The organism is Nocardia nova NBRC 15556 (assembly GCF_001613005.1).
Classification (GTDB): Bacteria; Actinomycetota; Actinomycetes; order Mycobacteriales; family Mycobacteriaceae; genus Nocardia; species Nocardia nova.
Genome location: NZ_BDBN01000112.1, coordinates 1 through 24,109 on the forward strand (window position 1 = coordinate 1; position 24,109 = coordinate 24,109).

The following is a 24,109-nucleotide window of genomic DNA, read 5'->3' on the forward strand; positions in this document are numbered from 1 at the left end:
CGACGGGTCGGGCGCGCCCGAGGCACCCGCAGGCGGCCGCAACGGCGCCGACGCCCGCCAGGGACTTCCCGCGTGGTCGGCGCGGCGGCGGCCCGGTGCTCCGGCTTCGGCTCCCCGGGATTTCGACGAACCCGGATCCGGCGGCCACCCGGACGAGCCGGCCGAGGACCGGTCGCCGGGATGGTCGCTGGCCGCCCGGGAGCAGCCGCTGCTGTCCGGGCAGACCGTTGCCGGAGATCTGCTGCGCGATGCCGGAGCGCGTGAGGAGCGGCGCGGGGCCGATGCGCGCCGCGATCGCGGTCCGCGCCGCGGGGTGATCGATCTCCTCGATCCGGCCGAGGCGCGCACCGAGTTCTACGCACCGGTCGAACTCGACGAACCCGAGGACGACTACGACGACGATCTGCTCGACGACGAGGAGATCGAGCCCACCCCGCGCCGGCGCCGGGCCGCCCCGCGCAGCTTCTCCCTGCGCGACAAACTGCCGCAGCTGAGCCGACCGGCGTCCCGCCGCGGCTCGGTCGAGGATCTCAACCGGCGGCAGTGGATGATCCTCGGCGGCCAGGCCGTCGGCGCGGCGGTCGCGGGAATGTTGCTGTTCAAGGGCTTCGAGCAGATGTGGGACGTCATGCCGTTCCTGGCTCTGGTGCTGGCGATGGTCGTAATTCTCGGTCTGGTCGCGCTGGTTCGCGTGCTGCGCCGCACCGACGACATCCTCAGCACGGTGATCGCGGTCGTTGTGGGCATCTTCGTGACGCTCGGACCGCTAGCCTTTCTTCTCAGCACGAACTGAGCAGGGAGCAGCAAGTGGGGCACAGCGGTCAGGTGGGGACCACCGTTCAGGTGGGGTTGTCGACGGCGTCGGTCTATCCGGAGAACACCGAGGCGGCGTTCCGGTATGCCGCGGAATTGGGTTACGACGGCGTGGAATTGATGGTCTGGGCCGAGCCGGCCAGCCAGAACATCGCCACGGTCCAATCGTATGTGCGCCGGTACGCGGTGCCGGTGCTGGCCGTGCACGCGCCCTGTCTGCTCATCTCGCAGCGGGTATGGGGTGCCGACCCGGTGGCCAAACTCGAACGCAGTGTGCGGACGGCGGAGTCGCTGGGGGCGGCGACCGTGGTGGTGCATCCGCCCTTCCGCTGGCAGCGGCGTTATGCGGAGGGCTTCGCCCAGCAGGTGGGCGAACTCGAGGACAGCAGTCCGGTCGTGGTCGCGGTGGAGAACATGTTCCCCATGCGCGCCGACACGCTGTTCGGACGCCGCTCCGGTTCGGCGCGCCGGCTGGAACGCCGTGGTGGACCGGGACTTTCCGTGACCGCGTTCAGCCCGTCCTACGATCCGACCGATACCGGCTTCCGGCACTACACCCTGGATCTGTCGCATACCGCGACCGCCGGGATGGATGCGCTGACGCTGGCCGACCGCATGGGCGGCGGTCTGGCGCACCTGCACCTGGCCGACGGCCGCGGCGCCGCCCACGACGAGCACCTGATTCCCGGAGAGGGTGGGCAACCCTGTGTGGAAGTGTGTGAATCGTTGGTGCGCAACGGTTTCCGGGGTCACGCCGTGATCGAGGTGAACACCCAGAACGCACGGACCACCGCCGACCGCGCGGCGATGCTGGGGCGAGCGCTGCGGTTCGCGCGCACACATCTGAACAATTTGCAGCCGGTGCCGGGGCGGGAACAGACCCGCCAGGGTTGATCGGCCTGTGCCCGTACAGCTTCGTCACACCCGGTAGGGAATCGAGGGACCGTCCGGCAGACTTATACGGTGTACGAGCCGGGCCGGAGCCGGCTGGGCCCACGGAGAGGAGCGGCGGGTGACGGAACTGGCGGTCGAGACGGTACGGCCGGAGTTGGACGACGCACCGTTCAGCCGCGTGTGCGCGGTGACCGAGGTGGAGGTTTCCGCGGAGTTCGCGCGCTATCGCGGCGTCATCGACCCGGTGTGGACGATCGGCAAGAAGCTGCACGGCGGCACCATGGTCGCCTCGTCGGCGGCCGCCGCCACGACCCGGCTGCGCACCGCGCACCCCGATCTGGCCGAGATGTTCCCGATCGCGGCAAGCACCGATTTCCTCGGCGCCCCGGACCCGGGCGAGGTCGAGTACGAGGTCCGAATCCGCAAGACGGGCCGCCAGATCTGCCTGGTCGACGCCGATCTGGTCCAGGGTGGTCGCACGCTGGTGCATTCGGCGTTCACCTTCGGCCACCTCGACGACGCGGAACCGGCCTATCGGCGCGAGACCGTGGCGGATATGCCGCCGGAACCGCCCGCCGAGGCCCTGGGCTACGACGCGCCGGATTCTCCGATGGGCCGGCTGGTCAACGTCTCGCGAGGCGCCTCGGTGGCGATCGATCCGGCCTGGGCGCCGTTCCTGTCCGGCGAGCGGGGCGAGCCGCGGCTGCGCCTGTGGATCCGTCCGCGCGCCGCCGACGGCAGCGATCCGGACGTCGCCGCGTATTTCGCCATGATGGCGGGCGATATGAGCCCGCCCGTGCCGATGAACATGGGCCGGTTCGGCTGGGCCCCGACCGTGCAGCTCACCACCTATCTGCGGCGTCGGCCCGCGCCGGGCTGGCTGCGGGTGATCGCGACCGCCCACGAAATCGGGGAGCGCATGTTCGACGAGGATCAACTGGTCCTCGACAGCACGGGCGCGGTGGTTGCGCAGACCCGCCAGCTCGCGCTGATTCCGCTGCCCCGCTCCCACTGATCGCCCCTGCCCCGCGTCGGCCGCCGCGCACGGATAGCCTTGGGCCTCATGACGAGAATTGCGGTGATCGGTGGCGGACGGATCGGCGAGGCGTTGATTGCCGGGCTGCTCGAGGCCGGGCGGCCGGGTAAGGATCTGGTCGTGGTCGAGACGGTGACGACCCGCGCGCAGGTGTTGAGCGAGCGGTTCGGCATCCGGGTCACCGACAGTCTGGCCGAGGCCGCGGCGGGTGCGGATGTGCTGGTGGTAGCGGTGAAGCCGCACGATGTCGACGCCGTGCTGACCGAGCTCGGCAAACTCGAACTCGACAACGATCGCGATCAGATCCTGGTGTCGCTCGCCGCCGGTGTGACCACCGCCCGGGTGGAGTCGAAGTTGCCCGCCGGATTCCCGGTCGTGCGGGTCATGGCGAATACCCCGATGCTGGTCGGCCAGGGCATGAGCGCGATCGCGGCCGGGCGCTACGCGAAATCCGCCGAGCTGGATACGGTCTCGGAGCTGCTGGGGGCGGTCGGCAGGGTCGTCACCGTCGCCGAGAGCCGGATGGACGCGGTGACCGCGGTGTCGGGTTCGGGACCCGCGTACTTCTTCCTGGTGGTCGAGGCCATGGTGGAAGCCGGCGTCGGCCTCGGCCTGACGCGGGACGTGGCCACCGAACTGGTGGTGCAGACCATGCTCGGCTCGGCGGCGCTGCTGGAGGAGTCCGGTCAGGATGCCGCGGAGTTGCGTGCCGCGGTGACCTCGCCGGCGGGGACCACCGCGGCGGCCGTGCGCGAGCTCGAGCGCGGCGGCGTGCGCTCGGCGTTCTGGGAGGCGTTGCACGCGGCCAAGCGCCGCTCGGCCGAACAGGGGGCGACCGGCGAGTAACCGCGGAGTGGCCGCCGGGTGTGACGTGACATCCGCTGGTGACACTGCTATTTCTCCCACCCGTCGCAGCAATCCCACTGGTAACGCTAAGCTCGGGGGAGCACGTGCGTGTCTGTTCCGCCGGTGGGGAAGCCGGCGGCGCGGACGTGCCGGAGGTCAGTGGTGCAATGATGTCTGGAAACAGCTCTGCGAGTTCCGGTCCTGTCATCGGCGGTGGAGGAACACAGTTCCTCACCGTTGCCGAGGTGGCGAATCTGATGCGGGTTTCCAAGATGACGGTGTATCGGCTGGTTCACTCGGGAGAACTACCCGCTGTCAGAGTCGGTCGATCGTTCCGGGTACACGCCAAGGCGGTGCACGACTACCTGCAGACGTCGTACTTCGACGCCGGATAGCAGCGTGCGAACGCCGGTCGGCGATGTCGGCGGCCGGGCACAGCGGTGCCCGTTTCGTTCGCCGTGGGTTGGCCCGGTACGATGAACCACCGTTGTGTTACCCGCTGCCGATCTGGGTCAGGTCGGGAGCTGAACACTGGTTGCCAGGCGGCCGCCGAGCGAACCGGAAGATGGGCGTACGTAACCGGCGTGCGTGCCGAGGGTAGAGAGAGAACGCGAGGAACAACCCTATGGGTTCTGTGATCAAGAAGCGCCGTAAGCGGATGTCGAAGAAGAAGCACCGCAAGCTGCTTCGCCGTACGCGCGTGCAGCGTCGCAAACTCGGCAAGTAAACTTACACGCTGGAAATTAGCTGAAAGCCCGCCACCGACTTGGGTGGCGGGCTTCGGCATTTGTTTCCGGTGACTGAAGTCATCGTTAGATCCTGGTTAATACTCTCGGCCACCTCCGTAACAGCCGCTACTCTGGTTAACGGAACTAGCCAAGCAGGGGTGCACAGGTGGGATTCGGCGTGGGTTCGGATATGCGGGACGGGCGTACGGCTGGCCGCAACGACCAGCCGCCCAAAGTTGTCCTCGTCACCGGCGCGAGCCGCTTCTTCGGCGGCAATGTCGTCACTCGGCTGGCGGCCGATCCCGCGATCGAACGGGTCATCGCGGTCGATGCCCGCATGCCCAGTCGCGATCTGCTGCGCCGGATGGGCCGGGCCGAGTTCGTTCGCGCCGATATTCGAAACCCGTTGATTCGCAAGGTGATCGACGGAAATAAGGTCGACACCGTCGTGCATCCGGCCGTACTGTCCCGCCCGCCCGCCGGTGGCGGCCGGGCGGCGATGAAGGACTACAACGTCTTCGGCGCCATGCAGCTGATGGCGGTCTGCCAGAAGGCGCCGAGTGTGCGCCGTGTGGTGGTCCGCTCCTCCTCGGCGGTCTACGGTTGCGGTCCGAAGGATCCGGCGAAATTCACCGAGGAAATGAGTGCGCGCACGCCGCCGAAGGGCTGGTTCGCGCGCGACATGATCGAGGTCGAGGGATTCGTCCGCGGAATGGCGCGCCGGCGTCCGGATATCGCCGCGACGATCCTGCGATTCGCACCGATAGTGGGGCCGCGTCTGGCGGGCCGGGGCGTGCAGTATTTCCGCTCCCCGATCACGCCGACGATCTTCGGCCGCGACCCCCGTATGCAGCTGTTGCACGAAGAGGACGCGATCGCGGTGCTGGCGCATGCCGCGCATTCCGCACCCGGCGGCACTTTCAATGTCGCCGGTGACGGGGCGCTGGCATTGTCGCAAGCCATCCGCCGCGCCGGTCGCGTCGAACTACCGGTGCCGATGAGTGTTTTCCAGACGGTCGGCCGGTCGTTCATGGGCCCGGTGATGCGTGAGTTCACCACCGAGCAGATCGATTACTTCCACTTCGGCTGTGGATTGGACACCACGAGAATGCGTACCGAACTCGGCTTCGCACCGCGTTGGACGACGGTGCAGGCGTTCGACGACTTCATCGGGGGCGCAGCGTTGCGGCCCGTCATCGATCCGCGCTGGATCGACGCTGCAGAAAACAGACTCCTCGGCCTCGTCGGGGCCGGGACGGGAGCACATCGATGAACGACGTGGCCAAAGTCATTCACCTGCACGAGACGGATTTCGAGGCCCGGCAGCGCCCGGCGTCGCGGCGCTGGCCCGGAGAGTCGGCCCTGCAGCCGGTGACCTCGCTGACCGAGCGGCTGGCCGAATCGGCACCGCCGCGCTCGCTGGGTGATCTGGTGCGGAGTGCGGTGGCCGACGGTATTCGCAATACCGCCGATTTCGCCCGCCGCCGCCTCACCGGGGACTACCAGGTCGACGAATTCGGGCGGGACGAGCATCTGCTCGAATCGGTCATCCTGCCGACCCTGCGGCCACTGTCGGATCTGTGGTTCCGGGTGGATGTCAACGGCATCGACAACATTCCGTCCACCGGTGGTGCGCTGGTGGTTTCCAATCACGCCGGCGTGGTGGCACTGGACGCGCTGATGCTGCAGCTGGCCGTGCACGACCGGCATCCCGCCCATCGGTCGCTGCGCTTGCTGGCCGCTGATCTGGTGTTCGAGACGCCGGTGGTCGGCGGGCTGGCCCGCAAGGCGGGCCACACTCTGGCCTGCCCCGCCGACGCCGAGCGGCTGCTGCGGTCGGGCGAGGTCGCGGGGGTGTTCCCCGAGGGCTTCAAGGGCATCGGCAAGCCGTATTCGGAGCGCTACAAGCTGCAGCGCTTCGGGCGCGGCGGTTTCGTCTCGGCGGCGGTGAAAACCGGTGTGCCGATCATTCCGTGCTCGATCGTCGGGTCCGAGGAGATCTATCCGAAACTCGCCGACATCAAGCCGTTGGCCCGCCTGCTCGGATTGCCGTATTTCCCGGTGACTCCGACATTTCCGCATCTGGGACCGCTGGGGGCGATCCCGTTGCCGTCGAAGTGGACCATCGAATTCGGCAAGCCCATCGCGACCGAGGACTATGCGGCCGAGGCCGCCGACGATCCGATGACGATGTTCGAGGTCACCGATCAGGTCCGCGAGACCATCCAGCAGACGCTGTACAAACTGCTCACCAAGCGGCGTAACCCCTTCACTGGCTGACGCCGGAACAGAGCCGGAGAAATCGAGCCTCCTCGCTGTGGCGAGGAGGCTCGATCGTTTCCTTCCGGAAAATCTCAGCCGTGCTGTTCGCGCCTGCGGGTGAGGACGGCCGCCGCCGCCCCACCGGCCGCACCCAGCGCCAACGCGGTGGGAACGCCGATCTTGGCGGCCTTGCGTCCGGTGCGGAAATCGCGGATCTCCCAGCCGCGATTCTTGGCGACCTCACGCAGGTCCGAATCCGGGTTGATCGCCACCGCGGTACCGGCCAGCGAGAGCATCGGCACGTCGTTGTGGCTGTCGGAATAGGCCGTGCAGCGTTTGAGATTGAGCCCCTCGCGAATGGCCAGGGTGCGCACCGCATGTGCCTTGCCCAGGCCGTGCAGAATATCGCCGACCAGCCGTCCGGTGAAGACGCCGTCCACACTTTCGGCGACCGTGCCCAGCGCGCCGGTCAATCCCAGGCGCTTCGCGATGACCTGCGCGAGTTCCACCGGCGTGGCGGTCACTAGCCACACCTGCTGACCGGCGTCCAGATGCATTTGCGCCAGCGCGCGGGTGCCGGGCCAGATCTTGTCGGCGATGATTTCGTCGTAGATTTCCTCGCCCAGGGCCGCGAGTTCGGCAGTCGAGCGGCCGGCGATGAATGACAGCGCCTTTTCCTTGCCGCTGGCCATATCGCCCTGGCTTTCCTTACCGGTGACCCGGAATTTCACCTGCTTCCAGGCCATATCGACGAGGTCGGAAGTCTTGAAATATTTCCGCGCCGCCAGGCCGCGCGCGAAGTGCACGATCGAGGCGCCCTGCACCATCGTGTTGTCCACGTCGAAAAATGCCGCAGCGGTCAGGTCGCGCGGCGGGCGCGCATGGGGCGGTAATTCCGAATCGGCTTCGGCGCCATAGCTTTCGGCCAATTCCGCGTCGTGCAGCGCGAGGGCGGCATCGGCGCTGGCCTCACCGGCGAGGTTGGCGCGTACCTCCTCCTCGCTGGGCCCGAACGGGCTGCGCGCGATCCGCGTGAGCTGGTCCGACAGACCCTGCCCCCAGCGCGCCGGGAATTCGCCGAACCTTCCCGCGATGAAGCCCGTCCTCGCATCTTTCGATCGTTCCGGCACCAGTACCTCCGCCTGTTCGCGCGAACACTCCAACATTAGCCGAGCACAGCGTTGTCCCGACGGCTGCTCGGCGATGTGTGCTCAGCGACTCAAATCGGCCCGCAACCGGGATTCGTCCACGTCGAAGTAACTGTGTTCGCGGCCGTCGAGCAGCACCACCGGCAGCCGGTCGCCGAACTCGGCCCGCAGCGACGGGTCGGTGGCCGCCGCCGCGTCCACATCGACGGTCGCCGGTTCCAGCCCGAAGTCGGCGCAGATGGCGCGCAGTTGCGTCAGTGCGACCGTGCACATACCGCAGCCCTCGCGGGTCAGCAAAGTCACCGAATGCGTGGCAGTACTCATATCGCCATTAAATGCCACCGTGCCGACAGACCTGCGATTAGCCGCGAATCGCCGCATTCGCGCGGGGAAATCGCCGGTCCGGCGTGCCTGCGCCGAAGCCGGTGCTACACGGCGGTTGAATGTGATCAGGCATTCGTGGAGCCGACGAGTGGAGAGTGACTGAATTCACCGACTTTGTGCAGGGCTTCACAAGCGGTTACGGTGGTGACACGCGACCCGCCTGCTTCTGGCGGCGGACGCAACCGCACCCCGTGTACCAATACCGATCCGAGACCGATGCCTGTGCCCGGTGTCGGCGGTGGACCAAGCGAAAGCCCGGACACTACCCCCCGGCCGGACGAGGAGCCGAACGACGTGACAGAGCAGCATGAGACGCCAGGTGGCGTCTCCGGCAGAGCTCTGAACAGCGTTTCCGGCAAATCCATCAACAAGGACATCCCGCAGGCGACGGTGACCCGTCTGGCCACCTACCTCCGAGTGCTCGCCGTCCTGGCCGACGAGGGTGTGCTCATCGTATCGAGTGAAGAACTGGCTGTCGCGGCGGGTGTCGGTTCGGCCAAGCTTCGCAAGGATCTATCCTTCCTCGGCCCCAACGGTGTTCGCGGCGTCGGCTACGACGTGGCCAAGCTGCGCAACCGCATCGAAGACGTTCTCGGCCTGGCGGACGGCCATCGCGTGATCCTGGTCGGCGCCGGGAATCTGGGCCGGGCATTGGCCGGTTACGGCGGATTCTCGCGGCGCGGATTCACCATGGTCGGCATCTTCGACAACGATCCCGCGGTGATCGGCGCCTCGGTCGCCGGGCTGCGGGTGCTCGACACCGCCCGGCTGCGGACTGCGGTCGCCGAACTCGCGCCCACGATCGCGGTGGTCACCGTTCCCGATGCCGCGGCCCAAGCCGTCTGCGACGAACTCGTCGCCGCCGGGGTGCAGTGCATTCTCAGCTTCTCGCCGGTGAACCTGGCGGTTCCGGCCACCGTGGAGGTCCGCCGCGTCGACCTCGCCGTCGAACTGCAGATGCTGTCGTTCGAGCGCGCTCGCAGCGCGGAACTCGAGGCGACCGAGCCGGCGGCCCCCGAGCGCGTCGCCGCGGGGGAGACCGTGCACGCGGTCTCCACCCCGATCGGGCGCCGGATGGCCGGACGCGCGGCCCACCAGCCCACACCCCGCAAGACAACCTCGCATTCGGCAACGGAGCCAACCAGCAAGGGATCGGTGGTCGCACCATGAGCGTGCTTCTCGTCGGAATTTCGCATCGCAGCGCTCCCGTGGCGGTGCTGGAGAAGGTCGCGGTCACCGAGGAGGACCGGCCCAAGCTCACCGATCGCATGCTGGCCTCCCAGCACATCTCCGAGGCGATGATCGTCTCCACCTGCAACCGCGTCGAGATCTACGCCGTGGTCGACGCCTTCCACGGCGGCCTGGCCGAGGTCGGCGATCTGCTGGCCAAGCATTCCGATCTGCCACTGCCCGAACTGACCAGGCACGCCTACGTGCGCTACAGCGAGGCGGCGGCGGAACATCTGTTCGCGGTCGCCAGCGGCCTGGATTCGATGGTCGTCGGCGAGCAGCAGGTGCTCAGCCAGATCCGCTCGGCGTACGCCGCCGCCGACGCCCAGCAGGCCGCCGGGCGCACCCTGCACGAATTGGCCCAGCATGCCCTGCGCGTCGGCAAGCGGGTGCATTCGGAGACCGGGATCGACCGCGCGGGCGCCTCGGTGGTGTCGGTCGCCCTGGAGCGCGCCGCGAACGTGCTCGGCGACCTGGCCGGCCGCACCGCGGTCGTGGTCGGCGCGGGCGCGATGGGCGGGCTGTCGGTGGCCCATCTGGCACGCGCCGGAATCGGCCGAATCGTCGTGGTCAACCGCACTCTCGAGCGGGCCCAGCGGCTGGCCCACACCGCGACCACCATGCACGGCGCACCGGCGACCGCGATGGAGCTGTCGAATCTGGTGAACGCCATGGCCGATGCCGACATCGTGATCACCAGCACCGGCGCGGTCGGTTCGGTGGTGAGCCTGGCCGACGCCCACCGGGCGCTCAACGTCTCCCGCGCCGGACATCAGATGGTGATCTGCGATCTGGGCCTGCCCCGCGATGTGGATCCCGCGGTGGCCGGACTGCCGGATATCACCGTCATCGACATGGAGACGCTGCAGCGTGATCCCGCGGCGGGTGCGGCGGCCGACGACACCAGCGCCGCGCGCGCCCTGGTCGCCGAGGAACTTGCCAAATATCTGTCCGGCCAGCGGATGGCCGAGGTGACCCCGACCGTCGCGGCCCTGCGCCAGCGCGCGGCCGAGGTGGTCGAGGCGGAGCTGATGCGGCTGGAATCCAAACTGCCCGATCTCGGCGATCCGCAGCGCGAAGAGGTGGCCCGCACGGTGCGCCGGGTGGTCGACAAACTGCTGCACGCGCCCACGGTCCGGGTCAAGCAGCTGGCCTCGGCGCCCGGCGGCGGCAGCTACGCCGAGGCGCTGCGTGAGCTGTTCGAATTGAAACCCGGTGCGGCACAAGCGGTTGCGGCGCCGATGGAAATCGCCACTCTCGGCGGCGAACTGGCCGACGACTTCACCACGAGCCATCTCGGAGACGAACAGGGGCATCCGCAGTGAGCGCTGATACGGCCACCGCATTCGGGGGCGCAGCCACCGGGGTCGACACGCAGGAGCACAACATGACGCGACGTGGCACCACGGATACCCCGTGGCGGATCGGCACCCGCGGCAGCGTGCTGGCACTGACCCAGGCAGGCACCGTGCGCGACGCGCTGATCGCCGCCGGGCAGCACGCCGAATTGGTGATCGTGAAGACGGCCGGCGACAAATCCTCCGATCCGGTCGAGAAGATCGGTGTCGGGGTGTTCACCGCCGCGCTGCGCGAGGAACTGGCCGCCGGGACCGTCGATATCGCGGTGCACTCCTACAAGGATCTGCCCACCGCGCCCGACCCGCGCTTCACCATCGCCGCGATACCGCCGCGCGAGGATCCGCGTGACGCCCTGGTGGCCCGCGACGGTCTGGTACTGGGCGAACTGCCCGCCGGATCCCGGGTCGGCACCTCCGCGCCGCGGCGTGCCGCCCAGTTGCGCGCACTCGGCCTCGGCCTAGAGATCGTGCCGCTGCGCGGCAATATCGACACCAGACTTCGCAAGGTCGCCGAGGGTGAACTCGACGCCGTGGTCGTCGCGCGGGCCGGGCTGTCCCGCGTGGACCGGCTCGGTTCGGTCACCGAGGCCCTGGAGCCCGTGCAGATGCTCCCGGCACCGGCCCAGGGCGCGCTCGCGGTCGAATGCCGTAGCGAGGAAAGCGATCTCGTCAGCATCCTGTCCACCCTCGACGATCCGGGCAGTCGCGCCACGGTCGTCGCCGAACGCGCGCTGCTCGCCGAACTGGAAGCCGGTTGCACGGCGCCGGTCGGCGCGCTCGCCGAAGTCGTCGAATCGCTCGACGACGAGGGCCGCGTGGTGGAGGAACTGTCGCTGCGCGGCGGCGCGGCGGCGATCGACGGTTCGGATGTCATCCGGGCCTCGGCGGTCGGCTCGCTCGCGAACGCAGAGCAGCTGGGCCGCGATCTGGCGCGTGAGCTCCTGGAGCTGGGGGCGCGCGACCTGCTGGCCGGCGAGGTATCCGCCGGCGCGTCCGACTTCACCAATCCCAGCCCGATGGAGAACAAGCCATGAGCCGAGCCACCAAGAAACATCCCGGTCGGATTTTGTTCGTCGGGTCGGGTCCTGGTGACCCGGCACTGCTCACGGTCCGCGCCCGCGAGGTGCTGGGACGAGCCCGGCTGGCGTTCACCGACCCCGATGTCGACAAGGGCGTGCTGGCCATGATCGGCACCGCCGTCGAGCCGGGTCCCGACGGGGAATCCGCCGTCGATGTGCGCCCCGCGCTGGGCGAGCCGGCCGAGGTCGCGAAGACGCTGGTCCACGAGGCCCGCGCCGGACACGATGTGGTGCGGCTGGTCTCCGGCGATCCGATGACCACCGATTCGGTGATCTCCGAGGTCAACGCCGTCACCCGATCGCATATGAACTTCGAGGTGCTGCCCGGGCTGCCCTCGGCGACCACGGTTCCGGCCTACGCCGGTATCGCCCTGGGCTCCTCGCACACCGAGGTCGACGTGCGCGGTGAGGTCGATTGGGCCTCGGTCGCGGCCGCTCCCGGCCCGCTGGTGCTGCATGCCACCTCCGGCCACCTGGCCGAAACCGCGAGCGCGCTGGTCGAGCACGGTCTCGCCCCGCAGACCCCGGTGGCCGTGACCGTGCGCGGCACCACCCGGCAGCAGCGCACCATCGAGGCGACGCTGGCCACCCTGAACTCCGCCGCTTCCGAACTGGTCGGACCGCTGGTGGTCACGGTCGGCAAGGAGGTCGAGAAGCGCGCCAAGATGTCCTGGTGGGAGTCGCGGGCGCTGTACGGCTGGACCGTGCTGGTGCCGCGCACCAAGGAGCAGGCCGGCGAGATGAGCGAGAAGCTCGTCATGCACGGCGCCATCCCGATGGAGGTGCCGACCATCGCCGTCGAGCCGCCGCGCAGCCCCGCGCAGATGGAGCGCGCGGTCAAGGGCCTGGTCGACGGGCGCTACCAGTGGGTCGTGTTCACCTCGACCAACGCCGTGCGCGCGGTGTGGGAGAAGTTCGGCGAATTCGGTTTGGACGCACGGGCTTTCTCCGGTGTGAAGATCGCCTGCGTCGGTGAGGCGACCGCCGACAAGGTGCGCTCGTTCGGTATCAATCCCGAACTGGTGCCCAGCGGTGAGCAGTCCTCGGAAGGTCTGCTGGCCGACTTCCCGCCCTACGACGATGTTTTCGACCCGGTCAACCGCGTGCTGCTGCCGCGCGCCGATATCGCCACCGAAACTCTGGCCGAGGGCCTGCGCGACCGCGGCTGGGAGATCGACGATGTCACCGCGTACCGCACCGTGCGGGCCTCGCCGCCGCCGGCCGAAACCCGGGAGATGATCAAGACCGGCGGTTTCGACGCCGTGCTGTTCACCTCCTCGTCCACGGTCCGGAATCTGGTCGGTATCGCCGGAAAGCCGCACGCGCGCACCATCGTTGCCTGCATCGGCCCCAAAACCGCCGAGACCGCAATCGAATTCGGCCTGCGCGTGGATGTGCAACCCGAGATCGCCCAGGTCGGCCCGCTGGTCGACGCCCTGGCCGAACACGCCGCCCACCTGCGCGCCGAGGGCCTGCTGCCCCCGCCGCGCAAGAAGAGCCGCCGCAGCCGCTGAGCGGCTCGATGACCGCAGCCGCCGAGCGGCTCGATAACCGGGGCCGCTGAGCGGTACTGCGGAAGAGCACTCACACCCGGCGTACGCGCATCAGGTCGCGGACGAGGCTGCAGGTCTTGTTCGACGGTGGCCGGATGCCGACGACCTCGGCGGTGTGCCGAATGGTCTGGTTGTCGGCGAGGTTGGCGCGGTAGACGCCGGAGTCGAGCAGGGCGATGGCCAGCCGCATGGCCTTCAACCTGCGGTTGTGCATGACGTACCAGGAGCGCGGCCGGCCGGCCGGTAGGGCCTGTTTCACCAGCGGCGCGTAGGGATCGATGATCGTCGGTGCGGTGGGCATGAGAATCCTCCCCTCGGATGGAGATTCATCGGGTCGTCGATGGGCCGAATCGAAGGCGGGACAGATATGGGCAGTCCGTCCCACCGCCGATCGATCGGTTGCGCGCCGTGGGCAGTAGCGCGCTACCGAGGCCGGTTCGACTGTTGACGAATCCCCTCGAACACATCTTCGATTCTACCGGAGGGCACCGACAAAAACCGCTCGCCGCAACGGGTTTCGGCGCCGCGCCCGCGTCGCCGGTGCGTCGCCCGTGATTTGCCGGGTGTGACCCACGCCAACCGGCCGGGAGGTGCCTGGGAGCCGGGCTCCCGCGCGGCGTATCGTGCGGTTATGACCGGAATGGACCGCCCGCGGCGGTTGCGTCGTACCCCCGCGATGCGTCGCCTCGTCGCCGAAACCACCTTGGAAGCAAGGCAATTGGTGCTACCGATGTTCGTCGCCGACGGACTGGCCGAACCGCGCGAAATCAGTTCGATGCCCGGTGTGTACCAGCATTCGATGGATTCGCTGCGCAAGGCCGCGGCCGAGGCGGTCGGGGCAGGCGTCGGTGGGCTGATGCTGTTCGGCGTGCCGCGTCCGGAGGACAAGGATGCGGTGGGTAGCCAGGCCAGTGCCCCGGACGGCATCCTCAATCGCGGCCTGCGCGCGCTGGCCGAGGAGGTCGGCGGTGACACCGTCGTGATGGCCGATACCTGTCTGGACGAATTCACCGATCACGGGCACTGCGGTGTCCTGGCCGGCGACGGCTCCGTCGACAACGACGAGACCCTGGAACGCTACGTGGAGATGGCGCTGGCCCAGGCCGAGGCCGGCGCCGAACTGCTGGGCACCAGCGGCATGATGGACGGCCAGGTCGGTGCGATCCGCGCCGGACTGGATGCGGCCGGTCATATCGATACCGGGATCCTCGCCTACGCGGCCAAATACGCCTCGGCGTTCTACGGCCCGTTCCGGGAGGCCGTCGGCTCGTCGCTGCAGGGCGATCGCCGGACCTATCAGCAGGATTCGGCGAATCGGCGGGAATCGCTGCGTGAGCTGGAACTGGACCTGGCCGAGGGCGCCGACATCGTGATGGTCAAGCCGGCCATGTCGTATCTCGACATCCTGCGCGATGTCGCCGATCATTCGCCGGTTCCGGTCGCCGCCTATCAGATCTCGGGCGAGTACGCGATGATCACCGCCGCCGCCGAACGCGGCTGGATCGACCGCCGCGGCGCCATCCTCGAATCGCTTCTCGGCATCCGCCGGGCGGGCGCGGACATCGTGCTCACCTACTGGGCCACCGAGGCCGCGCACTGGCTGTCGTGAATCCGGCGACCCTCCCGGCCGAGCCCGGCATTCGAACCAGACCCGAGGATGTGCGCACCGCCTGCCAGCTGTGGTGGGCCGTGGTCGCGCTCGGGGTGTTGCGGTTGATCCTCGGCGCGGTCGACCGCCTCGGCAATCGCCGCCAGGTCGCCCAGGACTTCTACGACCAGCTGCACGGCGAGCGGCCCGACTTCAGCGTGGCGCAGATGGAGCTGGTGGTCTCGATTCTCGAGGTACTGGTCCTCACCTACGGCCTCGCCGTCGGGATCGGCGCGGTGGCCGTGGTGTACCAACTCGGTCGCGGCCGACTGTGGGCGCGCACGGTTGCCGATGTGGCGACCGTGGTGCTGGTGTTCGGCGCCATCGGGTCGATGTTCGGCCTCGGCGCGGTCGCCGGCGGCCCGGCGGTGCTGATCGGGGCCGCGGCGATATTACAGGCGGTTCTGGCCTGCGGAGCCGTATTCCTCTGCCGCAGAAAGGAATCCGAGGCGTTTTTCCGAGCGAACGGCCACTGAGACGCGAGGCCGAATTTGTCGCGTGCCGACCGGGATGTATGGTGAGGGTTGTCACAGAGAGCTCGGGAACTGAAAGTCGTTGATTGTGCGTTGTTCTTCGGATGTGGTTTTTCGGTCGGTGGTCGCATCGATCGGCTACCGCGATGAGAGCGCAGCACGGATGGCTTCGGTGGATCGGAGACATCGATGCGCGTGGTGATTCAGCAGCGACAAAGCATTCGACGCGATGTTCTGGTGATGGGTTTGCTGCTGCTCTTGGCACTGCTCACCCTCGCCGGCCTGCTGCTCCCGGGGAAGGTCGGCTGACTTCGCCGCCACCCGCTCGCGCCGGCACGCGCGTCGTATTCGGAGGTCCTGCGTGAGCGACGCCCAACCCACCGCCGCGGTGCGGCCGGATTCCGTGCTGTTCAGTGAGCCCGGTGCCCGCTGGCGAACGGTCGCCTACGGCCCGCTGCTCTGTCTGTTCGTGCTGATCCTGGAACTCGCGCTGCGGCGCGGCCCGGTGCACTGGTTCGGCCTCGCCTTCTGCGCGATTCTGCTCGCCGGATTCGTGACTCTGCAGGTCGTGGCCGGAAAACGTCACGTCAGCGTCGAACTCACCGACTCCGTGCTGCGCGCGGGCACCGAAACGCTGCCGCTGAGTTCGATCGCGCGAGTCTTTCCCGAACTCGACGAGGAATCGTGGGATGACGAGCCCTGGGAGTCGGCCCGCGCACTGGGTGAGCTGACCGGAGTGCCGCGCCGCCGCCGCGGCATCGGCCTGAAATTGCGCGACGGCGCCATGGTGCAGGCCTGGGCGCGCGATCATCGGCAGTTGCGCGCGCAGTTGAGCGCCGCGCTCGACCGGCTCGCCGAGGGTTCGGCGCCCGTGACCGAGGAACCGGCGGCGCCCCGGTCGGCGAAGATCGAGACCGCCGCCCCGAACGAGTCCGATGGCGCCGAAGCTCCGGCGGGCGCGGTGAGCTGTTCCGGGGACGACGAGGTTGTCGAGGGCAAGGAGGACGTGGCGTGATGCGCCGGCTGTGGATCCTGCTCGATCTGGTGCTGGTCGTGGTCTGCGCGGTGGCCGCCGTGCCCAGCTGGCGGCTCGGTGTCCATCGGACCTGGTTCGCGGCGGCGGGGGATCAGCCCGCCTTCGAATCCACCCACTACGCCGGTCCGTGGCTCGCGCTGGCCACCGTACTGGTCACGGCCGCGGGCCTCGCGGCCATCGATCTGGTGGTGCGGTGCGCGGTTCGCCCGCGCTGACACGCCTGTTCGCCACAGCCGCACCCGAATTCGCGGCGCGTCGCCCGATAGCGGATCGAGTGTTGTGGGTATTGCCGGAAAATGAGCACCATGACGCGCACCCGAGCAGTGCGGAAGACCTCGTTCACGATTCTCGCGGCCGCGGCGATCGGTATGGCGCCGGTCGCCGTGGCCACCGCGGCCCCCGAAAGCCCCTCGGCCGCAGACGCTTCGGCGACCGCCTCGCAGACGTCCGGGCCGAGCGTTACCGGCGCGAGTTCCGCCGATCCGCAGGCCATCGGCGCGGTCTCTCCGCTGCGCGCCGATCAGGTCTCGCTGCTGGATCTGCTTCCCACGCCACTGAATTGCCTGCTGTCCACCGGCTATGCCCTGCTGTGCCTGGGCGTTCCGGTCCCCTGAACCGCGTCGGTCAGCGCCACTGCTGGAAAACGTCGAGCAGGCGCGTGCCGTGCGATCCGGGGACGTTCGCCATCACCACGACGCTCCCGTCCGGATGGCTCGCCGCCTCCTCGATCACCTGCCGCAGTGAGGCGTGCACATTGCCGTTCTCGTCGTGATAGAGCTGGGTGTCCGGTTTGAGGCCCGCCCCGATCCGGTTCATCGGAACGACCATGGTGACCAGTGCGGGAATCGGCCCGTCGCCCAGTGCGGCGGTCTCGTCGTGGGTGAGGATGACTCCGGCGCGCTGCTGGTCGGGCTGGACCACCGGCGTCACGGCGGCCGCCTGAGTCGCCGCCGCGATCGAGCCGACGAGGGTTGTCAACAGGGCTACCCCGAATACTGCTTTCCGCATGAACCCTCCCGGCCGTGAGCGTGATGGTGGGTACGAGGTTACGCATGGGCAACTCAGCGACAACCCTTATGACAGGAAATTTACGCCGCGTGTTGCGGTAACGCCGCTGACCGGCGCGTGTGAGGAAACTCTCAGCAAACTGCTGGTCGGGTCGGTGAGAGTACAATGTGGCGCCTCGGCTTGTGGGGTGGCTCACCCCACTACACCCTGTCGTCGACCGCTTCGGCGGGGGCTGCGACACTGGTGGTCGTGAGTTCTTCTCCGCGCGCGACCCAGGTAAACGTGCCGGTCTCCGCCCGACTCTTCGAACGCGCCGCCGCGATCATTCCCGGCGGTGTGAACTCGCCTGTGCGGGCCTTCAATTCGGTGGGTGGCACCCCGCGATTCATCGCTTCGGCGCGCGGATACACGCTCACCGACGCCGACGGCAACGACTATGTGGACCTCGTGTGTTCCTGGGGGCCGATGATCCTCGGGCACGCCCATCCGGCCGTCGTGGACGCGGTGCAGCGCGCCGCCACCGGCGGGCTGTCCTTCGGCGCGCCGACCGAGGCCGAGATCGAACTGGCCGAGGCGATCGCCGCTCGCGTCGATCCGGTGCAGCGGGTGCGGCTGGTGAACTCCGGTACCGAGGCCACCATGAGCGCGGTGCGGCTGGCACGCGGATTCACCGGGCGCAGCAAGATCGTCAAGTTCGCCGGCTGCTATCACGGCCATGTCGACGCGCTGCTGGCCGATGCCGGCTCGGGCGTCGCGACCCTGGGTCTGCCGACCTCGCCGGGCGTGACCGGAGCACAGGCCTCCGACACCCTCGTGCTGCCCTACAACGACCTCGAAGCCGTCGCCACGGCCTTCGCCGAATATCCGGGCCAGATCGCCGCCGTGATCACCGAGGCCGCCGCCGGCAATATGGGCGCGGTCCCGCCGCTGCCCGGATTCAACGCCGGCTTGCGCGAGCTGACCAGCGAACACGGCGCCCTGCTGATCATGGACGAGGTCATGACGGGCTTCCGCGTGAGCGCCGCGGGCTGGTACGGGCGCGATCCGGTGGCGGGCGACCTGTACACCTTCGGCAAGGTGATGAGCGGCGGACTACCCGCCGCGGCCTTCGGCGGCCGCGCCGAGGTCATGGACCACCTCGCGCCGATCGGGCCGGTCTACCAGGCCGGCACGCTCTCGGGTAATCCGGTGGCGGTGGCCGCCGGGCTGGCCACGCTGCGTGCCGCCGACGCGGACGTCTACGCCGCCCTCGACCGCAACGCCGAACGCCTCGGATCCCTGATCACCGAGGCTCTGACCACCGCGGGGGTCCCGCACACCGTGCAATTCGCGGGCAATATGGTGAGCGTGTTCTTCGCCGAGGGTCCGGTTACCGACTACGCCACCGCAAAGGCCACCGCCACCTGGCGCTTCCCGGCCTTCTTCCACGCGCTGCTGGAACGTGGCGTCTACGCGCCGCCGAGCCCGTTCGAGGCCTGGTTCGTCTCGGCTGCCCTCGACGAGGACGCATTCGACCGTATCGCTGCCGCACTGCCCGCCGCCGCGGCAGCCGCGGCCGCCACACCCGAAGGATCCCGCGCGTGAGCGACTCAGATCAGCTCGAATCCGTCACTGCCGCAACAGAATCCCCCTCGCACGAAGAACCGGCGTCGCCCGGGGACGCCGCGGCGAACGGGGAAGCCGAACCCTCGCAGGGGCCCGGCGCGGACTCGGGAGCCGATGCCGGCAAGATTCCCTCGCTACCCGGTGACGTCGCCTCGGATACCGAGACCATCGTGCACGTGATGCGCCACGGCGAGGTGCACAACCCCAAGGGCATCCTGTACGGCCGCCTGCCCGGTTTCAGCCTCTCGGTGACGGGTCGTTCGCAGGCGGCGACGGTCGCGCGCACCCTGGCCGATCACGACGTCGCCCTGGTCGTCGCCTCGCCGCTGCAGCGCGCCCAGGAGACCGCCGCGCCGATCGCCGGACAGCACGGGCTGATCGTGCGCACCGACGACAACCTCATCGAGGCCGGCAACACCTTCGAGGGGCTGCGGGTGTCGGTCGGGGACGGCGCGCTGCGCAAGCCGCGGCACTGGTGGAAGTTGCGCGATCCGTTCACCCCGTCGTGGGGTGAGCCGTATCTGCAGATCGCGCATCGCATGCTCGCCGCCGTGAACAAGGCGCGGGTGGAGGCGACCGGGCACGAGGCCGTGGTGGTGTCGCATCAGCTGCCGGTGTGGACGTTGCGGCGCTTCCTGGAGGGGAAGCGGCTGTGGCACGATCCGCGGCAGCGGCAGTGCTCGCTGGCCTCGCTGACTTCGCTTGTGTACCAAGGCGATACGTTGATCGACATCGTCTACTCCGAGCCGTCCGGCGGCTCGGATCCCAGGGTGACCGGGGCGTGAGCGGGGCGGTCCGGCGTCTGCTGCCGATGCTGCTGGCCTGCGTGGCGGTCGTCGCCGCGCTGGCCGGCTGTTCGTCGGGTAACGACGCGGTCGCCCAGGGCGGCACCTTCGATTTCGTCTCCCCCGGCGGCAAAACCGATATCCGGTACGATCCACCGGCCGCCCGCGGCACGATCGGCCACCTCTCGGGGCCGAATCTGATGACCGGCAAGACCGTCTCGGTCGACGACTTCCCGAATCAGGTCGTCGTATTGAACCTCTGGGGACAGTGGTGCGGGCCGTGCCGCGCCGAAGCGCCCGCGCTGGAACAGGTCTACGAACAGTCCAAGGACAAGGGCGTCGCCTTCCTGGGGATCAATGTGCGTGATCCGCAACAGGACAAGGCGCGCGACTTCGTGACCGACAATCACGTCGGCTACCCGTCCATCTACGACCCCGAGATGCGCAGCCTGCTGGCGCTCGGCGGCAAATTCCCGACCAGCGTCATTCCCACCACGCTGGTGCTCGATCGGCAGCATCGCGTCGCCGCGGTCTTCCTGCGGTCACTGCTGGCCGAGGATCTGCTGCCGGTGGTGAACCAGGTCGCGCAGGAGGGCCGGCAGTGACAGCCGTCGCCTCGCCGGCGTTGGCTTCCGTCGGCGAATCGTTCCAGCAGACCGCGGCAACCGGGCCGCTGCTGCTGGCGCTGGGTGCCTGCCTGCTCGCCGGATTGGTCTCGTTCGCCTCGCCGTGTGTGGTGCCGCTGGTGCCGGGATATCTGTCGTATCTGGCCGGGCTCGTGGGCGCCGAAGCGCCGCCGGTCACCGTCGGCGAAGCCCAGGGCAAGAGTACGGCCGTCGCGCTGCGCACCGGCCGGATGCGGGTCGCGGGTGCGGCCGGGCTCTTCGTCGCCGGTTTCACCGTGGTGTTCGTGCTGGCCTCGGCGACGGTCTTCGGTGTCATCCAGACCCTGAACGTCAATCGTGAACTGCTGCAACGCATCGGCGGTGTGGTGACGATCGTGATGGGGCTGGTGTTCCTCGGCCTGGTGCCGATGTTGCAGCGCGACACCAGAATGCATCCGCGCCGGCTCACCGGAATCGTCGGCGCCCCGCTGCTGGGTGCGGTCTTCGCGCTCGGCTGGACGCCGTGCCTGGGCCCGACGCTCTCCGGCGTAATGGCGGTATCCGCCGGAACCGAGGGCGCGACGGCCGCTCGCGGTGTCGCGCTGATCGTGGCGTACTGCCTCGGACTCGGGCTGCCGTTCGTGATTCTCGCGTTCGGGTCGGCCACCGCGCTGCGCGGAGTCGGCTGGCTCCGGCGCAATTCGCGCACCATCCAGATCATCGGCGGCATCCTGCTCGTCGTGGTCGGCATCGCACTGGTCACCGGGATGTGGGATCAGTTCGTCGGATGGATCCGCAATGTTTTCGTCTCCCAGGTAACCCTGCCGATCTGAGCCCCATGACTGCCACGATGACGCCCCCGTCCACCGCCGCGAAGCCGCCGCGTCAGTCGCTGCCGCTCCGCGCGTTCGCACTGCTGCGCAACGCCTGGCGCGGATTGACCAGTATGCGCACCGCGCTCATGCTGCTGTTCCTGCTGGCACTGGCGGCGATTCCGGGGGCGTTGCTGCCGCAGCGCAGTCTGAACCCGCAGAAGGTCGACAAGTACATCGCCGATCGCGGCACCCTCGGCCCGTGGATGGACCGGCTGCAGCTGTTCGACGTGTTCTCCAGCTTCTGGTTCACCGCGATCTACGCTCTGCTGTTCGTATCGCTGGTCGGCTGCATCGTGCCGCGCGTCTTCGATCACTACAAGGCGCTGCGCACACCGCCGGTCATGGTGCCGCGCAACCTGTCCCGGCTGCCGCACCACGCCGCGACCACCACCGGCGACACCCCTGCCGAGGCGATCGAGCAGGCGCGGCGCGGGCTGCGCGGCTGGCGCACCGTGGTGCGGGACGGATCCGAGGCGCGCAACGGCCGTCCCGGTGAGGTGACCCTCTCGGCGGAGAAGGGTTATCTGCGCGAGCTCGGCAATCTGGTCTTCCACCTGGCCCTGGTCGGCCTGCTGGTCGCGGTGGCGGCGGGCAAGTTGTTCGGCTACGAGGGCAACGTGATCGTCGTCGCGGACGGCGGTCCCGGATTCTGCACCACCTCACCCGCGGTCTTCGACTCCTTCAAGGCCGGCCGGGTCAACGACGGCACCGGGCTGACCCCGGTCTGCGTGCGGGTCAAGGACTTCAAGGCCGACTATCTGCCCAACGGCCAGGCCGAGATGTTCACCGCCAACATCTCGTATCAGACCGGCGATGATCTGGCGACCGACACCTGGCGTGACACCACCATCCAGGTCAACCATCCGCTGCGCATCGCCGGAGACCGCGTCTACCTGCAGGGGCACGGGTACGCGCCGACGTTCACCGTCACCTATCCGAACGGGCAGAAGCGCACCGAGACCATCCAGTGGCGGCCCGACGACGGCGCCACCTTCCTGTCCAGCGGTGTGATGCGGTTCGACCCGCCGGGCGGCATGTACGGCAGCGAGGACGAGCGGCGCAAGAACCAGATCGCGATCGAGGGCCTGTTCGCGCCCACTGCACTGATGCACGGCAGCCTGCTGACCTCCTCGTATCCCGGACTGACCGATCCGGCGGTGGCGATCGACATCTATCGCGGCGAGACCGGACTCGACACCGGGCGCGCGCAGTCGCTGTTCTCGCTCGATCCGGAGATGATCAAACAGGGCCGGTTGACGAAGCAGCAGCGCGTCAATCTGCGGCCCGGTGAATCGGCGACACTGGCCGACGGCACCAAGGTCACCTTCGACGGGGCGCAGCAGTACGCGAACCTGCAGGTTTCCCACGACCCCGCGCAGAACTGGGTCCTGGTGTGCGCGTTGACGATGATGGCCGGGCTGCTCGTCTCACTGCTGGTGAAGCGGCGGCGGATCTGGTTGCGCGCCTATCCGGAAGGCCCGGACGACGGCGGTTCCGGTGAACGACGTACTGTAGTAGAAATGGGTGGGCTGGCCCGCACCGACCAAGCGGGTTGGGGCGGCGAGTTCGACCGCTTGCTGACGCGGCTGCTGGGCTCCGACCGCACCGACATCGGCAGCCCCACGGATCAGCGCCCGGTCGCCCGGACCGAGAGCACGGGAGAGTGAACATGCCGATCGACGAGACACTCGCCGGTTACAGCAATCTCGCCTTCAAGACGGCGTTCGTCGTCTACCTGCTGGTGCTGGCGATGCTGATCGTGCAGTACGCCTCGGCGAAGAAGAAGGTGACCAGCGCCCAGGAGCGTGAACGCGAACTGGTCGGCGTCGGCGCCTCCTCCGGAGTGAGCGCGGACCGGCCGGTCGTGCCCGGCAAACTGGAGCCGGCTCCGAAGCGTTCGCTGGCCGAGCAGCTCGGCAATATGGCGTTCGCGGTCGTCTTCGTCGCGATCGGCCTGCACCTGGCCTCGATCGTGTTGCGCGGCTTCGCGACCCACCGCTTCCCGCTCGGCAACATGTACGAATTCATCACCATGGCGACCGCGGCCGCGATGGTCACCGGCCTGGTGTTCATCCACGACCGCCGGTACCGCGCGATGTGGGTGTTCCTGCTGGTTCCGGTGCTGATCCTGATGTTTTTGGCCGGCCAGGTGCTCTACGCCGACGCCGCGCCCGTGGTTCCGGCGCTGAAGTCGTACTGGCTGCCGATCCACGTCACCATCGTCAGCATCGGCAGCGGCATCTTCATGCTCTCCGGTGTGGCGAGCTTGCTGTTCCTGCTGCGCATGCACCAGCCGGAAGGCCAGGAGTCGAGCAACCCGCTCGGTGCCCTCGCCCGCCGCCTCCCTGACGCCCGCACCCTCGACCGCCTCGCCTACCGCACGACGGTCGTGGCCTTCCCCCTCTTCGGCACCGGCATCATCCTCGGCGCCATCTGGGCCGAAAGCGCGTGGGGCCGCTTCTGGGGCTGGGACCCGAAGGAAACCGTCTCCTTCATCGCCTGGGTCATCTACGCGGCGTACCTGCACGCCCGCGCGACCTCCGGCTGGCGCGAAACCAAGGCCGCCTGGATCAACGTCGCCGGCTTCGTCGCGATGCTGTTCAACTTGTTCATCATCAACATCGTGGTGAGCGGTCTGCACTCGTACGCGGGCCTCAACTAGCTCCGTCAGCGGGCCCACGCCGGTGTCTCACCGACGTCGGGCGCTGCATCCGCCCGATTCCGCACCTGGGCCCTTGGTCCT

27 protein-coding genes are annotated in these 24,109 nt (G+C 68.6%); 23 read left to right on the top strand and 4 right to left on the bottom strand.

The window, feature by feature from the left end:
• The 8 genes from NN2_RS38090 to NN2_RS31905 form a co-directional block, all read left to right on the top strand.
• A partial coding sequence (locus tag NN2_RS38090; RefSeq protein WP_501193556.1) for an Rv0497 family membrane protein occupies positions 1-793 on the top strand: 793 nt, incomplete at its 5' end.
• A 50-nt stretch (positions 794-843) separates the two neighbouring features.
• Positions 844-1,707, top strand: a complete 864-nt coding sequence (locus tag NN2_RS31880; RefSeq protein ID WP_063018568.1) for a sugar phosphate isomerase/epimerase family protein — start codon at positions 844-846, stop codon at positions 1,705-1,707.
• A 118-nt stretch (positions 1,708-1,825) separates the two neighbouring features.
• Positions 1,826-2,722, top strand: coding sequence for a thioesterase family protein (locus NN2_RS31885; RefSeq protein ID WP_082857429.1), 897 nt, complete (start codon positions 1,826-1,828; stop codon positions 2,720-2,722).
• Positions 2,723-2,770: 48 nt separating this feature from the next.
• The gene (proC, locus tag NN2_RS31890; RefSeq protein WP_063018570.1) at positions 2,771-3,589 is read left to right on the top strand and encodes a pyrroline-5-carboxylate reductase; all 819 of its coding nucleotides are present in this window, start codon (positions 2,771-2,773) and stop codon (positions 3,587-3,589) included.
• A gap of 167 nt (positions 3,590-3,756) precedes the next feature.
• Entirely contained in the window at positions 3,757-3,984 is a 228-nt protein-coding gene (locus tag NN2_RS31895) for a helix-turn-helix domain-containing protein (RefSeq protein ID WP_030516190.1), read from the top strand.
• A 230-nt stretch (positions 3,985-4,214) separates the two neighbouring features.
• The gene (locus NN2_RS36730) at positions 4,215-4,316 is read left to right on the top strand and encodes a 30S ribosomal protein bS22 (protein ID WP_003402602.1); all 102 of its coding nucleotides are present in this window, start codon (positions 4,215-4,217) and stop codon (positions 4,314-4,316) included.
• 191 nt (positions 4,317-4,507) lie between these two features.
• Positions 4,508-5,590 (top strand): NAD-dependent epimerase/dehydratase family protein, encoded by a 1,083-nt coding sequence (locus NN2_RS31900; protein WP_063018591.1) that lies wholly within the window; start codon positions 4,508-4,510, stop codon positions 5,588-5,590.
• Complete coding sequence (locus tag NN2_RS31905) at positions 5,587-6,597, top strand: lysophospholipid acyltransferase family protein (protein WP_063018572.1); 1,011 nt, start codon at positions 5,587-5,589, stop codon at positions 6,595-6,597. Before NN2_RS31900 ends, NN2_RS31905 begins: the two co-directional genes overlap by 4 nt.
• 74 nt (positions 6,598-6,671) lie before the next feature.
• On the opposite strand, the gene NN2_RS31910 is transcribed toward NN2_RS31905, so the two are convergent.
• Together NN2_RS31910 and NN2_RS31915 are read right to left on the bottom strand one after the other, a co-directional pair.
• Entirely contained in the window at positions 6,672-7,709 is a 1,038-nt protein-coding gene (locus tag NN2_RS31910) for an HAD family hydrolase (protein ID WP_369817616.1), read from the bottom strand.
• Between the two features lie 81 nt (positions 7,710-7,790).
• Positions 7,791-8,051, bottom strand: a complete 261-nt coding sequence (locus tag NN2_RS31915; RefSeq protein WP_030516194.1) for a glutaredoxin family protein — start codon at positions 8,049-8,051, stop codon at positions 7,791-7,793.
• A gap of 354 nt (positions 8,052-8,405) precedes the next feature.
• Between NN2_RS31915 and NN2_RS31920 the strand changes: the two genes are divergently transcribed.
• From NN2_RS31920 to NN2_RS31935, 4 genes are all read left to right on the top strand, one after another.
• Positions 8,406-9,281: a redox-sensing transcriptional repressor Rex gene (locus tag NN2_RS31920; RefSeq protein WP_063018573.1), complete on the top strand. Its 876-nt coding sequence runs from the start codon at positions 8,406-8,408 to the stop codon at positions 9,279-9,281.
• Positions 9,278-10,666 carry a glutamyl-tRNA reductase gene (locus NN2_RS31925; RefSeq protein ID WP_030516196.1) on the top strand — a complete coding sequence of 463 codons (1,389 nt, stop codon included), beginning with the start codon at positions 9,278-9,280 and terminating at the stop codon, positions 10,664-10,666. The genes NN2_RS31920 and NN2_RS31925 overlap by 4 nt, the downstream gene beginning before the upstream one ends.
• A gap of 62 nt (positions 10,667-10,728) precedes the next feature.
• Positions 10,729-11,733 carry a hydroxymethylbilane synthase gene (gene hemC / locus NN2_RS31930; protein ID WP_036525108.1) on the top strand — a complete coding sequence of 335 codons (1,005 nt, stop codon included), beginning with the start codon at positions 10,729-10,731 and terminating at the stop codon, positions 11,731-11,733.
• The gene (locus NN2_RS31935) at positions 11,730-13,292 is read left to right on the top strand and encodes a bifunctional uroporphyrinogen-III C-methyltransferase/uroporphyrinogen-III synthase (RefSeq protein WP_030516198.1); all 1,563 of its coding nucleotides are present in this window, start codon (positions 11,730-11,732) and stop codon (positions 13,290-13,292) included. Before hemC ends, NN2_RS31935 begins: the two co-directional genes overlap by 4 nt.
• 70 nt (positions 13,293-13,362) lie before the next feature.
• Here the strand turns inward: NN2_RS31935 and NN2_RS31940 are convergent, their stop codons facing one another.
• Positions 13,363-13,632, bottom strand: a complete 270-nt coding sequence (locus tag NN2_RS31940) for a hypothetical protein (RefSeq protein ID WP_063018575.1) — start codon at positions 13,630-13,632, stop codon at positions 13,363-13,365.
• Positions 13,633-13,962: 330 nt separating this feature from the next.
• Here NN2_RS31940 and hemB point away from each other — a divergent pair, with 330 nt between their 5' ends.
• From hemB to NN2_RS31965, 5 genes are all read left to right on the top strand, one after another.
• Positions 13,963-14,940, top strand: coding sequence for a porphobilinogen synthase (hemB, locus tag NN2_RS31945; protein WP_063018577.1), 978 nt, complete (start codon positions 13,963-13,965; stop codon positions 14,938-14,940).
• Positions 14,937-15,455, top strand: a complete 519-nt coding sequence (locus NN2_RS31950) for a hypothetical protein (RefSeq protein ID WP_063018579.1) — start codon at positions 14,937-14,939, stop codon at positions 15,453-15,455. Before hemB ends, NN2_RS31950 begins: the two co-directional genes overlap by 4 nt.
• 385 nt (positions 15,456-15,840) lie before the next feature.
• Complete coding sequence (gene mce1N / locus NN2_RS31955) at positions 15,841-16,467, top strand: transport-regulating membrane protein Mce1N (protein ID WP_227463167.1); 627 nt, start codon at positions 15,841-15,843, stop codon at positions 16,465-16,467.
• Complete coding sequence (locus NN2_RS31960) at positions 16,464-16,703, top strand: hypothetical protein (protein ID WP_146098768.1); 240 nt, start codon at positions 16,464-16,466, stop codon at positions 16,701-16,703. The genes mce1N and NN2_RS31960 overlap by 4 nt, the downstream gene beginning before the upstream one ends.
• 90 nt (positions 16,704-16,793) lie before the next feature.
• Positions 16,794-17,102, top strand: a complete 309-nt coding sequence (locus NN2_RS31965) for a hypothetical protein (RefSeq protein ID WP_146102227.1) — start codon at positions 16,794-16,796, stop codon at positions 17,100-17,102.
• Positions 17,103-17,112: 10 nt separating this feature from the next.
• Here NN2_RS31965 and NN2_RS31970 read toward each other — a convergent pair whose 3' ends face one another.
• Positions 17,113-17,496 carry a hypothetical protein gene (locus tag NN2_RS31970; RefSeq protein ID WP_063018583.1) on the bottom strand — a complete coding sequence of 128 codons (384 nt, stop codon included), beginning with the start codon at positions 17,494-17,496 and terminating at the stop codon, positions 17,113-17,115.
• Positions 17,497-17,745: 249 nt separating this feature from the next.
• Between NN2_RS31970 and hemL the strand changes: the two genes are divergently transcribed.
• From hemL to ccsB, 6 genes are all read left to right on the top strand, one after another.
• Positions 17,746-19,080: a glutamate-1-semialdehyde 2,1-aminomutase gene (gene hemL, locus NN2_RS31975; RefSeq protein WP_063018595.1), complete on the top strand. Its 1,335-nt coding sequence runs from the start codon at positions 17,746-17,748 to the stop codon at positions 19,078-19,080.
• A 200-nt stretch (positions 19,081-19,280) separates the two neighbouring features.
• Complete coding sequence (locus NN2_RS31980; RefSeq protein WP_063018597.1) at positions 19,281-19,886, top strand: histidine phosphatase family protein; 606 nt, start codon at positions 19,281-19,283, stop codon at positions 19,884-19,886.
• 26 nt (positions 19,887-19,912) lie between these two features.
• Positions 19,913-20,491, top strand: a complete 579-nt coding sequence (locus NN2_RS31985) for a TlpA disulfide reductase family protein (protein ID WP_030516208.1) — start codon at positions 19,913-19,915, stop codon at positions 20,489-20,491.
• Entirely contained in the window at positions 20,488-21,324 is an 837-nt protein-coding gene (locus tag NN2_RS31990; RefSeq protein WP_063018584.1) for a cytochrome c biogenesis CcdA family protein, read from the top strand. The genes NN2_RS31985 and NN2_RS31990 overlap by 4 nt, the downstream gene beginning before the upstream one ends.
• A 5-nt stretch (positions 21,325-21,329) precedes the next feature.
• Positions 21,330-23,033: a cytochrome c biogenesis protein ResB gene (gene resB / locus NN2_RS31995; protein ID WP_063018587.1), complete on the top strand. Its 1,704-nt coding sequence runs from the start codon at positions 21,330-21,332 to the stop codon at positions 23,031-23,033.
• Positions 23,034-23,035: 2 nt separating this feature from the next.
• A complete protein-coding gene (ccsB, locus tag NN2_RS32000) occupies positions 23,036-24,028 on the top strand; it encodes a c-type cytochrome biogenesis protein CcsB (protein ID WP_030516211.1) in 993 nt (330 codons plus the stop codon).
• The last annotated feature ends 81 nt before the right edge of the window (positions 24,029-24,109 follow it).

Coding starts and splice junctions, on each gene's coding strand:
- NN2_RS31900 (WP_063018591.1), top strand. CDS start 4,508: ATGCGGGACGGGCGTACGGCTGGCCGCAACGACCAGCCGCCCAAAGTT.
- NN2_RS36730 (WP_003402602.1), top strand. CDS start 4,215: ATGGGTTCTGTGATCAAGAAGCGCCGTAAGCGGATGTCGAAGAAGAAG.
- ccsB (WP_030516211.1), top strand. CDS start 23,036: ATGCCGATCGACGAGACACTCGCCGGTTACAGCAATCTCGCCTTCAAG.
- NN2_RS31970 (WP_063018583.1), bottom strand. CDS start 17,496: ATGCGGAAAGCAGTATTCGGGGTAGCCCTGTTGACAACCCTCGTCGGC.
- NN2_RS31940 (WP_063018575.1), bottom strand. CDS start 13,632: ATGCCCACCGCACCGACGATCATCGATCCCTACGCGCCGCTGGTGAAA.
- resB (WP_063018587.1), top strand. CDS start 21,330: ATGACTGCCACGATGACGCCCCCGTCCACCGCCGCGAAGCCGCCGCGT.
- proC (WP_063018570.1), top strand. CDS start 2,771: ATGACGAGAATTGCGGTGATCGGTGGCGGACGGATCGGCGAGGCGTTG.
- NN2_RS31965 (WP_146102227.1), top strand. CDS start 16,794: ATGACGCGCACCCGAGCAGTGCGGAAGACCTCGTTCACGATTCTCGCG.
- NN2_RS31985 (WP_030516208.1), top strand. CDS start 19,913: ATGCTGCTGGCCTGCGTGGCGGTCGTCGCCGCGCTGGCCGGCTGTTCG.
- NN2_RS31915 (WP_030516194.1), bottom strand. CDS start 8,051: ATGAGTACTGCCACGCATTCGGTGACTTTGCTGACCCGCGAGGGCTGC.
- NN2_RS31925 (WP_030516196.1), top strand. CDS start 9,278: ATGAGCGTGCTTCTCGTCGGAATTTCGCATCGCAGCGCTCCCGTGGCG.
- NN2_RS31980 (WP_063018597.1), top strand. CDS start 19,281: ATGCGCCACGGCGAGGTGCACAACCCCAAGGGCATCCTGTACGGCCGC.
- hemC (WP_036525108.1), top strand. CDS start 10,729: ATGACGCGACGTGGCACCACGGATACCCCGTGGCGGATCGGCACCCGC.
- NN2_RS31905 (WP_063018572.1), top strand. CDS start 5,587: ATGAACGACGTGGCCAAAGTCATTCACCTGCACGAGACGGATTTCGAG.
- NN2_RS31935 (WP_030516198.1), top strand. CDS start 11,730: ATGAGCCGAGCCACCAAGAAACATCCCGGTCGGATTTTGTTCGTCGGG.
- hemB (WP_063018577.1), top strand. CDS start 13,963: ATGACCGGAATGGACCGCCCGCGGCGGTTGCGTCGTACCCCCGCGATG.
- NN2_RS31895 (WP_030516190.1), top strand. CDS start 3,757: ATGATGTCTGGAAACAGCTCTGCGAGTTCCGGTCCTGTCATCGGCGGT.